The organism is Streptomyces sp. GS7 (genome assembly GCF_009834125.1).
GTDB lineage: Bacteria > Actinomycetota > Actinomycetes > Streptomycetales > Streptomycetaceae > Streptomyces.
Map to the genome: position 1 here is coordinate 3414969 of NZ_CP047146.1, position 13955 is coordinate 3428923.

General features: G+C 74.7%; 15 protein-coding genes and 1 pseudogene. 7 read left to right on the forward strand and 9 right to left on the reverse strand.

What is annotated here, in order from left to right:
• Positions 1 to 76 precede the first annotated feature (76 nt).
• The 4 genes from GR130_RS14875 to GR130_RS14890 all read left to right on the forward strand — a co-directional run bounded on the left by GR130_RS14875 (position 77) and on the right by GR130_RS14890 (position 4609).
• The gene (locus GR130_RS14875) at positions 77 to 544 is read left to right on the forward strand and encodes a cyclic nucleotide-binding domain-containing protein (RefSeq protein WP_159505179.1); all 468 of its coding nucleotides are present in this window, start codon (positions 77 to 79) and stop codon (positions 542 to 544) included.
• 878 nt (positions 545 to 1422) lie between these two features.
• Complete coding sequence (locus GR130_RS14880) at positions 1423 to 1758, forward strand: hypothetical protein (RefSeq protein ID WP_159505180.1); 336 nt, start codon at positions 1423 to 1425, stop codon at positions 1756 to 1758.
• Positions 1759 to 1853: 95 nt separating this feature from the next.
• Positions 1854 to 4139 (forward strand): heavy metal translocating P-type ATPase, encoded by a 2286-nt coding sequence (locus GR130_RS14885; protein WP_236573963.1) that lies wholly within the window; start codon positions 1854 to 1856, stop codon positions 4137 to 4139.
• Positions 4136 to 4609 (forward strand): copper chaperone PCu(A)C, encoded by a 474-nt coding sequence (locus tag GR130_RS14890; RefSeq protein ID WP_159505182.1) that lies wholly within the window; start codon positions 4136 to 4138, stop codon positions 4607 to 4609. Before GR130_RS14885 ends, GR130_RS14890 begins: the two co-directional genes overlap by 4 nt.
• A gap of 333 nt (positions 4610 to 4942) precedes the next feature.
• Here GR130_RS14890 and GR130_RS14895 read toward each other — a convergent pair.
• Positions 4943 to 5524 (reverse strand): annotated as a pseudogene (locus GR130_RS14895) (sigma-70 family RNA polymerase sigma factor); the annotation flags it as partial.
• A gap of 49 nt (positions 5525 to 5573) precedes the next feature.
• On the opposite strand from GR130_RS14895, the gene GR130_RS14900 reads away from it, so the two are divergent.
• Positions 5574 to 5966, forward strand: a complete 393-nt coding sequence (locus GR130_RS14900) for a zf-HC2 domain-containing protein (protein WP_159505183.1) — start codon at positions 5574 to 5576, stop codon at positions 5964 to 5966.
• Positions 5967 to 6350: 384 nt separating this feature from the next.
• Here GR130_RS14900 and GR130_RS14905 read toward each other — a convergent pair whose 3' ends face one another.
• The 5 genes from GR130_RS14905 to GR130_RS14925 form a co-directional block, all read right to left on the reverse strand.
• Complete coding sequence (locus GR130_RS14905; protein ID WP_159505184.1) at positions 6351 to 7115, reverse strand: PE-PGRS family protein; 765 nt, start codon at positions 7113 to 7115, stop codon at positions 6351 to 6353.
• Between the two features lie 302 nt (positions 7116 to 7417).
• Entirely contained in the window at positions 7418 to 7942 is a 525-nt protein-coding gene (locus GR130_RS14910) for a MarR family winged helix-turn-helix transcriptional regulator (protein ID WP_159505185.1), read from the reverse strand.
• A gap of 12 nt (positions 7943 to 7954) precedes the next feature.
• Positions 7955 to 8641: an alpha/beta fold hydrolase gene (locus GR130_RS14915; RefSeq protein WP_328707554.1), complete on the reverse strand. Its 687-nt coding sequence runs from the start codon at positions 8639 to 8641 to the stop codon at positions 7955 to 7957.
• Positions 8642 to 8692: 51 nt separating this feature from the next.
• The gene (locus GR130_RS14920; RefSeq protein ID WP_443043601.1) at positions 8693 to 8923 is read right to left on the reverse strand and encodes a ferredoxin; all 231 of its coding nucleotides are present in this window, start codon (positions 8921 to 8923) and stop codon (positions 8693 to 8695) included.
• Positions 8917 to 10107 (reverse strand): cytochrome P450, encoded by a 1191-nt coding sequence (locus GR130_RS14925; protein WP_159505187.1) that lies wholly within the window; start codon positions 10105 to 10107, stop codon positions 8917 to 8919. Before GR130_RS14925 ends, GR130_RS14920 begins: the two co-directional genes overlap by 7 nt.
• Positions 10108 to 10301: 194 nt before the next feature.
• Here GR130_RS14925 and GR130_RS14930 point away from each other — a divergent pair, with 194 nt between their 5' ends.
• Positions 10302 to 10940: a TetR/AcrR family transcriptional regulator gene (locus GR130_RS14930; RefSeq protein ID WP_159509980.1), complete on the forward strand. Its 639-nt coding sequence runs from the start codon at positions 10302 to 10304 to the stop codon at positions 10938 to 10940.
• A 181-nt stretch (positions 10941 to 11121) separates the two neighbouring features.
• The gene (locus tag GR130_RS14935; protein ID WP_159505188.1) at positions 11122 to 11604 is read left to right on the forward strand and encodes a hypothetical protein; all 483 of its coding nucleotides are present in this window, start codon (positions 11122 to 11124) and stop codon (positions 11602 to 11604) included.
• On the opposite strand, the gene GR130_RS14940 is transcribed toward GR130_RS14935, so the two are convergent.
• The 3 genes from GR130_RS14940 to GR130_RS14950 form a co-directional block, all read right to left on the reverse strand.
• Positions 11601 to 12920, reverse strand: coding sequence for an SPFH domain-containing protein (locus tag GR130_RS14940; protein ID WP_236573021.1), 1320 nt, complete (start codon positions 12918 to 12920; stop codon positions 11601 to 11603). The genes GR130_RS14935 and GR130_RS14940 overlap by 4 nt on opposite strands.
• A gap of 91 nt (positions 12921 to 13011) precedes the next feature.
• A complete protein-coding gene (locus GR130_RS14945) occupies positions 13012 to 13239 on the reverse strand; it encodes a hypothetical protein (protein WP_236573022.1) in 228 nt (75 codons plus the stop codon).
• Between the two features lie 282 nt (positions 13240 to 13521).
• Positions 13522 to 13932, reverse strand: coding sequence for a hypothetical protein (locus GR130_RS14950; protein WP_159505189.1), 411 nt, complete (start codon positions 13930 to 13932; stop codon positions 13522 to 13524).
• Between the last annotated feature and the right edge of the window lie 23 nt (positions 13933 to 13955).

Consider the following 13955-nt stretch of genomic DNA (forward strand, 5'->3'; position numbering starts at 1 on the left):
CCGTAATCCCCCCGAACCGGCGCATAGGGTGCACGGCAGTGCCTGCGCGGAGTGCCGGCGGCGGATGGAGGACGAGATGCCCACGGTCAAGCACCTGTTCGATGCGATGCCCCCCGACCGGCGCCGGCGGCTGACCGAAACCGCCCAGGAGGTGTCCTTCCCCCGCGCCACCCGCGTCTTCGAGGAGGGCCGCAGGGCCGACCGCTTCTGGATCATCCGCAGCGGCCGGGTCGCCCTCGACCAGCGCGTCCCCGGCCGGCAGGCCGCTGTCGTGGAAACCCTCGGCCGAGACGAACTCCTCGGCTGGTCCTGGCTGTTCCCGCCCTACCTCTGGCACCTCGGAGCGGAGACCGTCAGCGCCGTGGAGGCCGTCGAGTTCGACGCCACCGTCGTCCGCGCCCTGTGCGAGTCGGACCCGGTGCTGGGCCGGGCGATGTACCTCTACGTCGCCGAGACCGTCGCCCAACGGCTGCACGGCACCCGCGTGCGGCTGCTGGAACTCTACGGGCCCCAGAGCGGCGGGACGGAGCAGATGGAGCTCTAGGTGCGCTGTCCCGGCAGAGAGCCCAGGAGCCGGGAACCGGACGCGTGATCCGGCCGGCTACCTGTGCCGGGCCGCGAGCGTGCCCCCGCGGCCGGCCGGCCGACCGGCCGGTGCGTTGCAGGTAGGGGAGAAGGCCCATGCGCCCTGGGAAGTCGTGCGGTGTCGCGATGCCGGTCGCGCTGACCGCCACCGCGTGCGGTGGCGGCGGTGCCGGCGGTACGGGAAGCGGGAGCGGCGCCTCCGGGAGCGGCGGTTCCGGCTTCCCGGGAAGGCCGCCGACTGCAAGGGCGCCGAGACCACCTTCACCGCTCCACCGCGCAGGATCGTGACGATGCCGCGTTGCCGCGCGAGTGGTGCCTGCCCAGGCGGGGATCGGTCAGTGCCTGCTGCGCGGCGTCGTACCCCGTGACCGGCCAGGCGCACACCCCGCTGGGGAAAACCGCACCCGGTGCACCGGGCCGCGCGCCCGCAACGCGGCGTAGAGGGGATACGGGTCACGCTTGCAGTCGGCGCCGTAGAGGTCGGTGGGGTGGGGGCGGGTGGCCTGGTCTGGGCATGGGGGTCTCCTTCGGGGCGGGCCGGAACGGCTCGGCGTGTGAGAGGTCGGGCGGGAGGCGGACCGGGTTCCCGCCGAACCGGGAAAACCCCCCGCCCGGAGAAGGCGCGGGACGGGCCGAGCGGGCCCGGCCGCCTCACGGGGCCGACCGGGGTCGCGCCGGTCCGAGCAGCGCCGCACCGCTCCGAACGACGCCGCGGGCAAACCCAGTTAGTCGTCCCGCGACGGCCCCCGGTTCCCCTCCGGGAACGGGAGGAACCTCACGTCGCGAACACCCCGCGATCGTCCGCCCACCCCCGCTCCCACCTGCCACGATGACGCGATGACCACCCCCGCGACGTCCCCCGCGTCACCCCACCGCGAGCAGCGGACGGCCTCCCCCGCCGCCGCCCGCACACCGGCCCGTCCCCCGTTCCCCGCGCGGTTCCTGCCCGCCCGTCCGGTCGTCGGCTTCCTCGCCCTCCTGGCGCTGCTGTTCGCCCTCTCGTACGCGGTGGGAACCGCCGTCGGCCCCGTGGCACCCGGTCTGCACCCCGCCGACCGCCCCCGCACCGGCACCACCGAACCCACCGGCGACGGAGGCATGGGCGGTATGCCCGGCATGGGCTCCATGGGAGCCCCGTCCCCCGGCCCGGTGACCGCGGGAGACCTGCGATGACACCGGACCCCCACCCCCGCCGGACCCCGCCCGCACCACCCCGACCCAGCGCCGCCGACGCCGAATCCACCACCTCGACCCTCACCGTCGGGGGCATGACCTGCGCCGCCTGCGTGGGGCGGGTCGAGAAGAAGCTCGGGCGGATGGACGGCGTGACCGCCTCGGTGAACCTGGCGACGGGGCGGGCACGGATCACTCACCCCGCGGCGGTCTCCGTAGGCGAACTCATCGCCACCGTGGAGGCCGCCGGGTTCACGGCACGGCTTCCCGACCCCGTCGCACCGGAGCCCGACGGCACCCGGCGGCCGGCCGAGGACACCGGCCGCCACGACGACGGATCGCGCGCCGAGCGGCAGCGGCTGCTGCTGACCGCCCTGCTGTCCGTGCCGGTACTGGTGCTGTCGATGGTGCCGGGCTGGCAGTTCCGCAACTGGCAGTGGCTGTGCTTCGTGCTCGCCGCACCGGTCGCCGTATGGGGCGCCGCGCCCTTCCACCTCCGCGCACTGCGGGGCCTGCGCCACGGCGCCGCGACCATGGACACCCTGGTCTCCCTCGGCGTCGCCGCGTCGTTCACCTGGTCCACCTACGCGCTCTTCCTCGGCGGAGCCGGCGCGCCCGGCATGACGATGCCGTTCAGCCTGCTGCCCGGCGCCGGCGACGGGACCGCGCACCTGTATCTCGAAGCGGCCGTCGGCGTACCGCTGTTCGTCCTGGCCGGACGCCGGATGGAAGCCGGGGCCCGGCGGGGCACCGGCGCGGCGCTCCGTTCGCTGGCCGAACTCGCCGCGAAGGAGGTGGCGGTACGCGGCGAGGACGGCGTCGAGCGCCGTATCCCGGCCGATCGGCTGCGGGTCGGGGACCGGTTCCTGGTACGGCCGGGGGAGCGGGTCGCCACGGACGGCACCGTCGTCGCCGGCGGCTCGGCACTGGACCTCTCGCTGATCAGCGGTGAGAGCCGTCCGGTCGAGGTCGGGCCGGGCTCCGAGGTGGTCGGTGGCGCGGTCAACTCCGGCGGTCTGCTGGAAGTCCGGGCGGACGCCGTGGGCGGCGACACCCAACTCGCCAGGATCACCCGGCTCGTCGAGGACGCCCAGACCGGCAAGACCCGGGCGCAGCGCCTCGCCGACGCGGTGGCCGCGGTCTTCGTGCCCGCCGTACTGACCGTCTCGGTCACCGTCCTGGGCTTCTGGCTCGGCGCCGGGGCCGATCCGCAGGCGGCCGTCACCGCGGCGGTGGCGGTACTCGTCGTCGCCTGCCCGTGTGCGCTGGGCCTGGCCACCCCGACCGCGCTGCTGGCCGCCACCGGACGCGGCGCCCAGCTCGGAATCCTGGTCAGCGGCCCGCGCGCCCTGGAACGACTGCGCCGGATCGACACCGTCGTCCTCGACAAGACCGGCACCCTCACCACGGGGCGGATGACGGTCGGCGCCCTGACACCGCGGGCCGGCGGCCTCGGTCCGGAGGAAGCCGTCCGGCTCGCCGCCACCGTCGAGCAGGGCTCCGAGCACCCCGTGGCGCGCGCCATCACCGCGTACGCCCGCGACCGCACCGCGGACCGCCCCCTGCAACCGGCCGCCTCCGTACGCGACTTCACCGCCACCCCCGGCCTCGGCGTACGCGGTACGGCGGACGGGCACGAGGTGACGGTCGTCCGGCCGCCGGACGACCCCGGCGACCTCCCGGCTCCGCTGCCGGACGCGGTGCGGGCGGCCGAGACCGCCGGCCACACCGCGGTCCTCGTCACCGTCGACGGAGTCCCGGAAGCGGTCATCGCCGTCGGCGACACCCTGCGCCCCGACGGGTACCGCGCGGTCGACCATCTGCGCCGCCTGGGCCTGCGGCCCGTCCTGGCCACCGGCGACCGCGCGGCCACCGCCCGCACGGTCGCCGGAGCGCTCGCCATCACCGAGGTCCACGCCCAGGCCGGCCCCCAGGACAAGGCAGCGCTGGTCACGACCCTCAAGGAGCAGGGCGGCCGGGTCGCCGTGGTCGGCGACGGCGTCAACGACGCGGCGGCCCTCGCGCTCGCCGACCTCGGCATCGCCATGGGCAGCGGCACCGACGCGGCGATCGGCGCCGCGGACGTGACCCTCGTACGCGAGGACCTCCAGGCCATCGCCGACGCCGTACGCCTCGCCCGCCGCACGCTCGGCACCATCCGCGGCAACCTCCTCTGGGCCTTCGGCTACAACCTGGTCACCGTGCCGCTCGCCGCGGTCGGTCTGCTCAACCCGATGCTCGCGGCAGCCGCGATGTCCGCCAGCTCCCTGCTCGTCGTCGGCAACAGCCTGCGCCTGTGCGCCTGGCGGCCCCCGGGCGCCGCACGCTCCGCCCGGCGCACCGACTCACCTCGCAACAAGGCCACTTGGGGGACCTCATGAACCGCCCGCGCCTGGTGGCGGTCGCCGTACCGCTCCTCACCTGCCTGGCGACCCTCGGTACGCTCACGGCCTGGGCCGCGACCGGTAACGCGGGCACCCCCGCCCGGCTGACCGCCGGCGAGGGGCGCGTGCTGATCCCCGCCGGCGACGACGCCACCGCCGCGTTCTTCACCCTGCGCAACACCGGAACCGCGGACGACGTCCTGACCTCGGTCACCGGTCCGGCGGGCCACCGGACCATGCTCAGCCGTGACGTCCCCGCCGGCCGCAACGCCCGCACCATGGCGATGGTCCCCTCCGCGACCGTCCCGGCCGGCGGATCGCTGGCCATGACGCCCGCGACCCTGGACGTCATGATCAGCCCGCCGCCCCGGCTCACCCCCGGCGACCGCCTCACCTTCACCTTTCACTTCCGCGACAGCCCCCCGCTGACCGTGCGGGCCCGTGCGGTTCGCCCCGGCGAGCAGTAGGCGGCTCGCCCCGGCGATGCGGTAGGCGCTTCGCCCCGGCGAGCGGGAGGAGGAGCAGAAGGCGGAGCGGCAGGCGCTCCCGATCACACGGGAGCGCCTGCCGCTCCGGGCTCCGAAGAACCGGTCGTCGCCGGGAAGTTCACGGACGGGCCACCGCCCGACCGTGAACCCGCCGCGGCGCCGGGCCGCGGACCGTCAGGCCACGGCGCCGGCGAGATCGCGCGGCTGCCGGTCACCCGGCCCCGGTCTTCCGAACGCCACGCTCCCCGGGCGGGAGGCCCGAAGCGCGCCCCCGCCGTCCGCGCCCCGCCGTTCGGTCTCCGCCTCGGTCCCGGCCGCGCTCCCCGCCTCGGCGTCCGCCAGCAGCGCGATCAGCGTCTCCCGGGCACGAGCCACCCGGGACCGCACCGTTCCCACCGGGCAGCCCATCACCCCGGCGGCCGCCGCGTACGGGAGCCCCAGTTGCTGCGTCAGCACGAACGCCTCCCGCCGCTGCGGGGTCAGCGCCGCGAGCAGTTCGGCCAGCGCGATCCCCTCGTCGAAGCCCGGAACGCCGCGCGGCTGCACCCGTTCCGCCGCCGTCTGCCAGTCGTCGGTCGCGGCCAGCCGCGGCCGTACCGCATGGGAGCGGATGCGATCCGCCACCACCCGCCGGGCGATCGTCAGCAGCCAGGTCCGCGCCGACGACCGGCCCTCGAACCGCGGCAGAGCGCGCAACGCCCGTACATAGGTGTCCTGCACCAGGTCGTCGGCCGCCTGCGCCTCCCCGCTGAGGTGCGTCACATAGCGCCGCACATCGAGCTGCGTGGCCTTCACGAACTGCTCGACGGCCCGCTCGTCACCGGTGCGGGCGGCCAGCGCCCAGCCGGTCACCGACTCGTCGTCCCGCACACCGTCCCGTGCTCCGTCACGCATACCGGGACCGCCCCTCGCCGCGCATGAAGGCGTGATGGAGGATGGGCGCATGCTCTGCTCGCGCATCCGTACGGCACTCTCCGCCCGCCTCGACGGCGAGGAGCTGCCCCCTGGGATCACCGCCCGCGGCCTCGACGGCCATCTCGCGGACTGTCCGGACTGCCGCGCATGGGACGCCCAGGCGCGAGCGCTGACGGCGGCCATCGACCGCGCCGCCGCGCGTGCGGAAGGAGGCGGCCTCCGCACGCGTACCGCCGGCGCCGCGCCCTCCGACGCGGGCGCGCCGCCCTCCGACGGACGGGCACCCGCCGCCGGCGGGACCGTGGTTCCGCTCGGCGACCCGGCGGCCGTCGAGGCGCTGCTCGCCCGTGTGCGTCCGGTGCCCGCACCGGACGCCGCGCCCACCGCACCGGTGGACGCGTCCGGCGGACGGACGCACTGACCGACCGGCACACCCACCGGCCGGTCCCTCGGCGGGTGCCCGGTACCCGCTCTCACCCACCGCTGGGCCGGAAGGCACAACCGATACGGATACGGATACGGAGAGGGATATGGACGCGGGCGGCGGAACCGCCGGCATCCGGACAGGATTCGTCATCGGGAGTCCTCTGGAGTCCTTTGCGTGATCCGGTCATCGCGCGTACGGCGCGGGCGACCGGTGAATGCGAAGCCGGACGTCGGGGCACGCGGCGACGGCCTCCGAGGGCGAGCGCCCTCGGGGCAACGGCCTCTCAGGGCGAGCCGTTTCGCAGGAGCGGCCGTTGTCCACCCCTGTGTGCGCCTGTGTGCCTCCGTGCCGGTCCGGCCGGGAAGTTCGACCGTGCTGTCAGACGACAGCCGGCTCACGCGGCGGGCCCCGCAAGGACATCGCATGGGCGAGCAGCAACCGGCGCACCGCACACCGCGGCTCCTGCCGGGCGGGGCGCGGGGCGGACCCCGCATCGGGCAGTACGACCCGCAACACCAGCACCAGGGGCGCGAACAGCCGGGCGGAAACGCTCCGTACGAGCCGGAACGCCGCCCGCTCACCGCCCCACAGCCACCACGCACTGAGCAGGGCGACCAGCAGGTGCGCGGCGAGCATGCCGCCGGCGCTGCCGCCGTGCATGCCCGGATGCCCCGACGCCATGCCCGCCATCCCCGGCATGCCGCCCATGGCGTCCATCGCTCCCGGGGAATGCGCCGACCCCATGGGGCCCGCCGCCCCCATCTGACCCATCTGCGACGCCATCCGCGCCGCGTCGATGTCGGCGGCCGACAGTCCCTGCCCGCCGCAGAGCCAGGTGTTGGCCCACTCCCGTGCCAGCGAGGCCCCTCGCCCGTCGGCGGGGGCGGCAAGCGCCTGCCCGAACGAGAAGGCGCTGTGCAGCCCCGCCTGGGTGGCCACGGTCAGCAACCCGACCAGTACCGGCCCGCGTTCCCGGCCGGCGAGGCACCATGCCCCGGCCGCTGTCGGCAGACCGGCCGCGAGCAGCATCCAACCGGGCACCGCGGTTTCCGACATCACCACGTGCCCCAGCGCAGCCAGGAGCACACAGACCGTCGCGAACACCGCGGCGCGCAGCCCCCTCAGAACCCGCCCCGCATCCATGACAGCCCCATCGTCGCACCCCGCCTCCGCGCGGGTCTCCGCACCCCCGTCGCAGGCGCCGCCCGCCGGGTTCGCGCGGGTGCCGGCCCCGGGCGGACGTCTGCCGCTCGCCTTCACGACCGGCGACGAGCCGCACCACCTGGACCACGCCCACGGCCGTGAACTCCCGCTCGACGTCTACCGGCTCCCGTCCGACCGGACCGCCGAGCCGCTCGACCAGGCCGGGCTCGCCGTGAACGCCCGGGCGGCACGCGGGCCCGAGGACACGAGAAGGGCCCTCGGGCGTATCGGCGGGGCGCCCGTCAGAGGTCCCCGGCCATGCCCTCCCAGCGGTCGGCCAGGGATGACAGCAGGCGCATCAGGTCGGCGCGCTGCACGGGGTCGTACGGCTCCAGCAGCCGTTCGTCCAGCCGGCGGGCCCGTTCGTGGGCGCCGTGGAGGGTCCGCTTGCCCTCCTCGGTGAGGTACAGCAGCTTGCGCCGTCCGTCCGCGGCGTCGGCGCGGCGGACTATCAGGCCCCGGCTCTCCAGCCGCCGGGCCACATCCGCCATCGTGGAGGTGTCCAGCGCCACGGCCGAGGCCATCGACCGCTGATCCCGCCCCGGCGCCGCGTCCACGGCCGTCAGCACCGCGAACTGCGGGCCGGTGAGCGTCGGATCGACCGCGCGCACCCACACCGCGAGATACGCCTGGTAGAGCCGGCGCACCTGGTACCCGGGAGCGGCCGTCAGGGCGTGCGGAATCCCGGATTCCGGTGCGCTGGACGCCGGTCCGGCGGGCGCGGACGCGGGGGATGCGGGCACGTGGGGCGCGGTCTCGTCAGCCATGGGGCCACTCAATCACGGTGAGCCGGGCCGGCCACCGCGGACCGGCATCGCCATGCTCACATCACCATCATTCACGCCAGCACCGCCCAGCACCGCGCCACCGGCGCGCCCCGCCGACGGCGCCCACCCGAGCATCGGGCGCGGTGCCGCCCGCGGTGCCGCCGAGGGGGTGCCCCAGAGGATCATGTGGCCCGCGTCCGGCACCGCGGTGAACGAGGCCGACGGCAGCAGCGCCCGCGCCTCCTCGGCCCCCACCGCCGTGACCGCGGGGCTGTCCGCGCCGTACGGCAGCGCGGCGGGGCCGGGGACCGGGGGCCACCGGTCGAAGAAGTCCTCCGTCGCGAAACCGCGATGGGTGGCGACGACCGCCCGCCGCTCGCGGCTGGACGGCCGGCGGGCCCGCAACTCCTGCTCCCGGCGCGGTCGGCGCGGCCACGACCCGGCCACCGCGATCCGCCCGCCCGTCGAATGCCCGAAAAGCACCGGTCGGCTCGGCGCGAGTGCCGCGCTGACCGCCTCGGTGTCCTCGGCGTACGCCGCCAGGCCGTAGCCGCCGCCCCCGCCACCCGGGCCCGGGGACTCGCCGTCCGACAGCCCCCGGCCGCGCACGTCGACCACCAACGGCCGTACCAGGTCCGTGAGTTCGCGTGCGACGAAGTCCATGGCCACGGCCGGACCGGTGATTCCCGGCAGGACCACCAGGGCGGGGCGCGGCCCACCGGCCGCGCCCCGCCGTCCTCGGGGGTCCGTCTACGGCCGCGGCCCGATCACCCGCCCCTCGCCGTCCCGGACCGTGATGGCCATCGCCGGACACACCTCCGCCGCGTCCAACGCGCGCTCGTCCGCTGCGATGTCCGTACGCACCGGCCGGGAATGCGCGCCGTCCAGCACGAACAGCTCCGGCGCGATCCCGGCGCAGGCGCCGGAGGCGATGCAGAGCTGCGGATCGATCTCCACCTGCCAGGCCACCTCGCTCACCACCCCACCGGCATGACGCGCGGCCCGCGCACCAGCATCTCGGTCTTCCACACCACGTCCCCGGCCAGATGGAGTTCCGGGAACCGGGTGACGAGGGCCAGGATCGCCTCCTGGAGTTCCAGCCGGGCCAGCGGCGCCCCCAGGCAGTGGTGGACCCCGTGGCCGAAGCCGAGGTGCTGGTTGCCGGCCCGCGAGATGTCCAGCGTCCCCGGCGCGTCGAACCGCAGCGCGTCCCGGTTGGCCGCGCCCACCGCGACCAGGACGGGCGAGCCGGCCCGGACCAGCGTGCCGCCGACATCGATGTCTTCCTTGGCGTAACGCGGCTGGCTCGCCCCGCTGCCGAGCGGTACGAAGCGCAGTAACTCCTCCACCGCGGTCCCGATCAGCTCCGGGCGCTCCCGCAGCTGCCCGAGCTGCCCGGGGTGGTCCAGCAGCGCCAGGACGAAGTTGGGAATCTGCGTGGCGGTGGTCTCGTGCCCGGCGACCAGGATCCCCACGCACAGATCGACCAGTTCGAGTTCCGACAGCCGGTCGTCGACATCCCGCGCATCGATCAGCGCCGTCATCAGGTCGTCCTGCGGTGCGCGCCGGTGCTCCTCGATCAACCCCCGCATATACGCGCGGAGTTCTTCCTGGTTCGCGTCGAACTCCTCGGCGGTCAGCGAGCTGGTCGACAGGGCCGCGTCGCTCCACCGCCGGAACAGCGGGCGGTCCTCCGTCGGCACCCCCAGCAGCCGGCAGATCACCGCCACCGGAATCGGCAGCGCATAGCGGTCGACCAGGTCCGCCGGCGGCCCGGCGGCCTCCAGCTCGTCGAGCAGCTCCCGGGTCAGCTCCTTGACCTGCGGCCGGAGCTTCTCGACCTGACGGACCGTGAACGCCTTCGCCACCAAGGAGCGCAGCCGGGTGTGGTCGGGCGGATCCATGCCCAGGATGCCGCTGTCCCGGCGCCCCTCGGACGCCCGCGGTTCATCGTGCAGCGCTCCGTCGGCCCTGCTGAACCGCTGGTCGCCGAGGACGAGGCGGGCCTCGGCGTACCGCGTGACGAGCCAGGCCGGCTCGCCGTATGCCATCCGGACACGCAGCAGCCCGGGGCGGTTGCGGGCCCGCTCGTACTCCGCCGAAAGGTCAAGGCTCTCAGGGGTGTTGAAGGGATAGGTGAGTGGTGCCGTATCGGCTGTGGTCACGGTGACCTCCCTTGTGTAAGCACCTGCTTACATCACCGTAGGGCGGTCTCCCGCGGCGGTCAACGATCATTTGTGGCCGTCATCGTGACGGGCTGTGGGATGTTGGGGACCGCGGTCCAGCACGGATCATGGCGGGGTCAGGTCGGACGACGGCGGCCCGGGGCGGGCGGCGGAAAGGGGAGTGGCGCGTGGCGATGGGGGAGGCGATGACGGAGTCCTCGCGCGGCGGCACCGGAGGCGAGCACCGCAGGGACGCGCAGGGCACCCGGCGGCTGTTGCTCGAAGCCGCTTCGGACCTGTTCGCGGAACGGGGCTACGAGCGCGCGACGGTACGCGACATCGCGGCCCGTGCGGGAGTCAACCAGGCCCTGCTGTTCCGCTACTTCGGCTCGAAAAAGGCCCTGTTCGGCGAGGTCATGGCGCGCGGCGGCCACGAGCAGCTGCGCACCACCCCCGCGGAGCGGCTGTTCGAGGTCGCGCTGCGCGGCATGCTCGGCGAGGGCCGCGGCCCCGGCGCCGACCGCTCGCTGGAGGTCTGCCTGCGCTCGATCGGCGGCAGCGACGAGATTTCCGAGGCCCTCAAGGGCCTGGGTGACGAGTACGCCGATGTGCTGGCCACCCTCTCCAAGGCCGACAACGGCGATCTGCGCGGCGATCTGGCGGTGTCCTGGCTGCTGGGCATCGGTCTGATGCGGGTGGTGGTCGGCAAGGAGCCGCTGGCCGGCGCCGACCCGGACGTGGTCTGCCGGCTGGTGGTGGGCGCGCTGGGCTCCCTGCTGGAGGGGCTGCCGGCGGACGGTGCGGGGGAGGGGGCGGCGGGAGCGGGCGGCTGACGGCGCGCCAGATCCCGGCGCCGCACCGGCCGCGGACACTCCCGTCCCCTGTCCCAATCCGTGCCGCGTTCCAGTGATCCTCCGGCGGGTCGCCGACGCTGTTGTCCAAGTTCCGCCTTAATTGTCCCGTATGCAGAGAATGCTCTTTCTTCTGCACATACAGCCGAGAAAAGGTGGAAGAATGCTTCGTTCGATTCCTCGTGGGCTCGCGGTGGCCGGCCTGACCGCGGCTGCCCTGGCGGTGCCGATGACCGGCGCCGCGACCGCGGCCCCCCACGACCACGCGCACACCGCCATGTGCCACGCGCACAGCACGCACGCCCGCTGCCACCACACCCCGGGCCGCCACCACGGCCACGGCGGCAGCAGCGGCGAGAGCCGGCGCGATCACCTCCGCCGCGACGACGACTACGGCCGCCGTGGCGACCACCGCCGCTACGACGACGATGACCACGGCAGCCGTGGTGACGACGGGGGCCGCCGCAGTGACGACGAGGGCCGCCGTGGCGGTGACGACGAGGGCCGTGGCGACGACGAGGGCCGCGGCAACGACCGCGGCAGCGACCGCGGCCACCGCGAGGACCTCGCCCGCCCCGAAGCGGCCGAAGGCAACGGTCTCGGCCGGGACGGCCTCCTCGGCCTCGGTGTCCTCGGCGTCCTCTAGCCGTCCCGTCGCGTCGTCGCGTCTGTGGGCTCGGGTCGACGACCCGGGCCCACAGGCATGACCGGGCTCCCCGCCCCGTCGCCCGACGGCGCCTCCGCCGTCGTACGGGCCCCGCCCTCCGGCCCGGACACCTCGCCGGGTACGGCCGCGCCCGCCGCCCCCGCGCCCCGCTCCGTCCCCGTCACCGTCTTCAGGCTGCCGAGAATGGCCAGCCCCTGGCCGACGATCCCCGAGACGATGTCGTTCACCCCGTCCGTCCCGTTCAGCACCGTCAGCCGGGACCCGGAGATCCCCTTCGCCGCCGCCTCGGCCAGCGCCGGCAGATTCTCGACCGTGCGGTTCGCGGCGATCAGCTCCTGGTTGCCGTCCCGCAGCGAAGCCGCCAGCGCGCTGTTCGCGTCCGCGCGCGCCCGGGCGACCTCCCGTTCCGTGTACGCACGGGCATCCGCCTCGAACCGCACCCGGTCCCGCTGCGCCTCGGCCAGCGTGCGCAGCCGGTACGCCTCCGCGTCCGCCGGCCGCCGTATCTCGGCCTCCAGCCGCCTGGCGGCCAGCGCCGCCTGCCGCTCCGCCAGTGCCGTCTGCTCCTCGATGACCTCGTGCGAGGCCCTGGCCTGCGCCAACGGACCGGCCTGCGCCGCCCGCGCGTTGTACTGCTCGGTCTCCGCCAGGAACCCGGCCCGCTTGATCGCGGTGTCCCGCTCGTACTGCGCCTTCAGCGCCGCCGCCTGCTGCTCCCGCTCGGTCGCCTCCTGATCCGCCTTGGCCTGTGCGATCCGCGCGGCGCTGGCCACCGCCGCGGCATGCGGCGCGGCGAGATTGGTGATGTAGCCGGAGGTGTCGCCGATCTCCTGGATCTGCAACGCGTCGACGACGATCCCGAGCTTCTCCATCTCCGAGTGGCTGCCCTCCTTGACCTCCTGCGCGACCCGGTCCCGCTCGCGGATGATCTGCTCGACGGTCAGCCCGCCGACGATCGAGCGCAGATGGCCGGCGAAGATCCGCCCCACCAGCTCCTCCATGCTCCGCTGCTCGTCCAGGAAGCGCCGGGCGGCATTGGCGATGGACGCCTGATCGTCACCGACCTTGAACACGGCCACCGCCCGTACGGCGAGCCGGATCCCCTGCTGGGTGACGCAGTCCTCGGAGATCTCCGACTCCCGCAACGACAGCGACAGCACGCTGGCCTTCTGCTTGACGGGCATCACCCAGCACCCATGGCCGGTGACGATACGGAATTGCGCGTCCCCGGCCCGGCGCTTCGAACCGGAGATCAACAGCGCCTCATTGGGCGCCGGTACATGCCAGAACAACATCGCAAGGCTCCTGGTCTCGTCGGACCGGCCTCGGTCGGGGCGGGTGCACGGGGCGGTGCGGAAGGGCGCGCGGATGCCGCGCGCAGGGCGGTCAGGCGGCGGGCAGCGGCACGACGATCACCGACCGCGCCGAGGTCCGGTCCGTCACGATCACCTGCGTGTGCCGGGCGATGGGCCGGCCGCCGGACCAGGCCGCGAACGCCTCGCTCCCGCCCCGTACGGGCAGCAGCACCTCGCCCGGTCCGTCGCTCGGGATCGAGACGGTCACCCGACCGATCACCCCGATCGGATTGAAGTCCACCTCATCCGTCGCGCTCACCCGAGCTCTCCGTTCTCGCCCGAAACCGTGACCATGACGCGAACCCGTCCCCGGCGCGGAAACCGGCCGTTTCCACACTTCAACGGTACTCCGGCCGGGCCCCGCGCAGGCCCGGCCGGACGGCGTCCCGACGCTGCGCCACGGCCCTCCCGGAGCGGGCGACGATCACGACGCCGGCGGTCCCCGGCCGTGCGCCGCGGCGGCCCCCGTGATCACCGCCCGCCGTTCACCGAGCGCGCGCGGCGGCACCGTACCGCGGCCGGCGGTGCCGCCGACGCACCGTCAATGGTGGACGACCGGCCGCAACGGGCCGCGCGGCGCCGAGAGTTCGATGGAGAGGGACGGACCGGGCATCGGCCGGCGGGACGGCAGGACATCCGGCGCCCGGTGTGGACGCAGCGCCGCCAGCGCGGTTTCCGTCTCCTCCATCAGCGCGCGGTAGGAGACCAGCCGCTGCCACTCCGGATCGGCGACTCCGGGCACCGTGGCGGACCGCTCCGCCCAGATCTTCACCAGGCCCGCGTACACGGGCGTCTGTCTCAGGACTTCCGCGTTGATCCGTACCTCCGCGTTGATCCGCGGCGGTACGGGGACGGGACCCGGAGCCGGGAGCGGCGGGTGGTGCATCACGGGGCTGGGGACGAAGGCGGTCTGACCGTGACCGGCGACAGTGACGGACGAGGGAGCACTCATGGCCGTAGAAACGATTCACTCCA

Excerpts from the sequence above, each read along its gene's own strand:
- GR130_RS14890 (WP_159505182.1), top strand. The coding sequence starts at position 4,136 with ATGAACCGCCCGCGCCTGGTGGCGGTCGCCGTACCGCTCCTCACCTGC.
- GR130_RS14950 (WP_159505189.1), bottom strand. The coding sequence starts at position 13,932 with ATGAGTGCTCCCTCGTCCGTCACTGTCGCCGGTCACGGTCAGACCGCC.
- GR130_RS14885 (WP_236573963.1), top strand. The coding sequence starts at position 1,854 with ATGACCTGCGCCGCCTGCGTGGGGCGGGTCGAGAAGAAGCTCGGGCGG.
- GR130_RS14875 (WP_159505179.1), top strand. The coding sequence starts at position 77 with ATGCCCACGGTCAAGCACCTGTTCGATGCGATGCCCCCCGACCGGCGC.
- GR130_RS14910 (WP_159505185.1), bottom strand. The coding sequence starts at position 7,942 with ATGGCTGACGAGACCGCGCCCCACGTGCCCGCATCCCCCGCGTCCGCG.
- GR130_RS14880 (WP_159505180.1), top strand. The coding sequence starts at position 1,423 with ATGACCACCCCCGCGACGTCCCCCGCGTCACCCCACCGCGAGCAGCGG.
- GR130_RS14900 (WP_159505183.1), top strand. The coding sequence starts at position 5,574 with ATGCTCTGCTCGCGCATCCGTACGGCACTCTCCGCCCGCCTCGACGGC.
- GR130_RS14935 (WP_159505188.1), top strand. The coding sequence starts at position 11,122 with ATGCTTCGTTCGATTCCTCGTGGGCTCGCGGTGGCCGGCCTGACCGCG.
- GR130_RS14930 (WP_159509980.1), top strand. The coding sequence starts at position 10,302 with ATGGGGGAGGCGATGACGGAGTCCTCGCGCGGCGGCACCGGAGGCGAG.
- GR130_RS14905 (WP_159505184.1), bottom strand. The coding sequence starts at position 7,115 with ATGGATGCGGGGCGGGTTCTGAGGGGGCTGCGCGCCGCGGTGTTCGCG.
- GR130_RS14940 (WP_236573021.1), bottom strand. The coding sequence starts at position 12,920 with ATGTTGTTCTGGCATGTACCGGCGCCCAATGAGGCGCTGTTGATCTCC.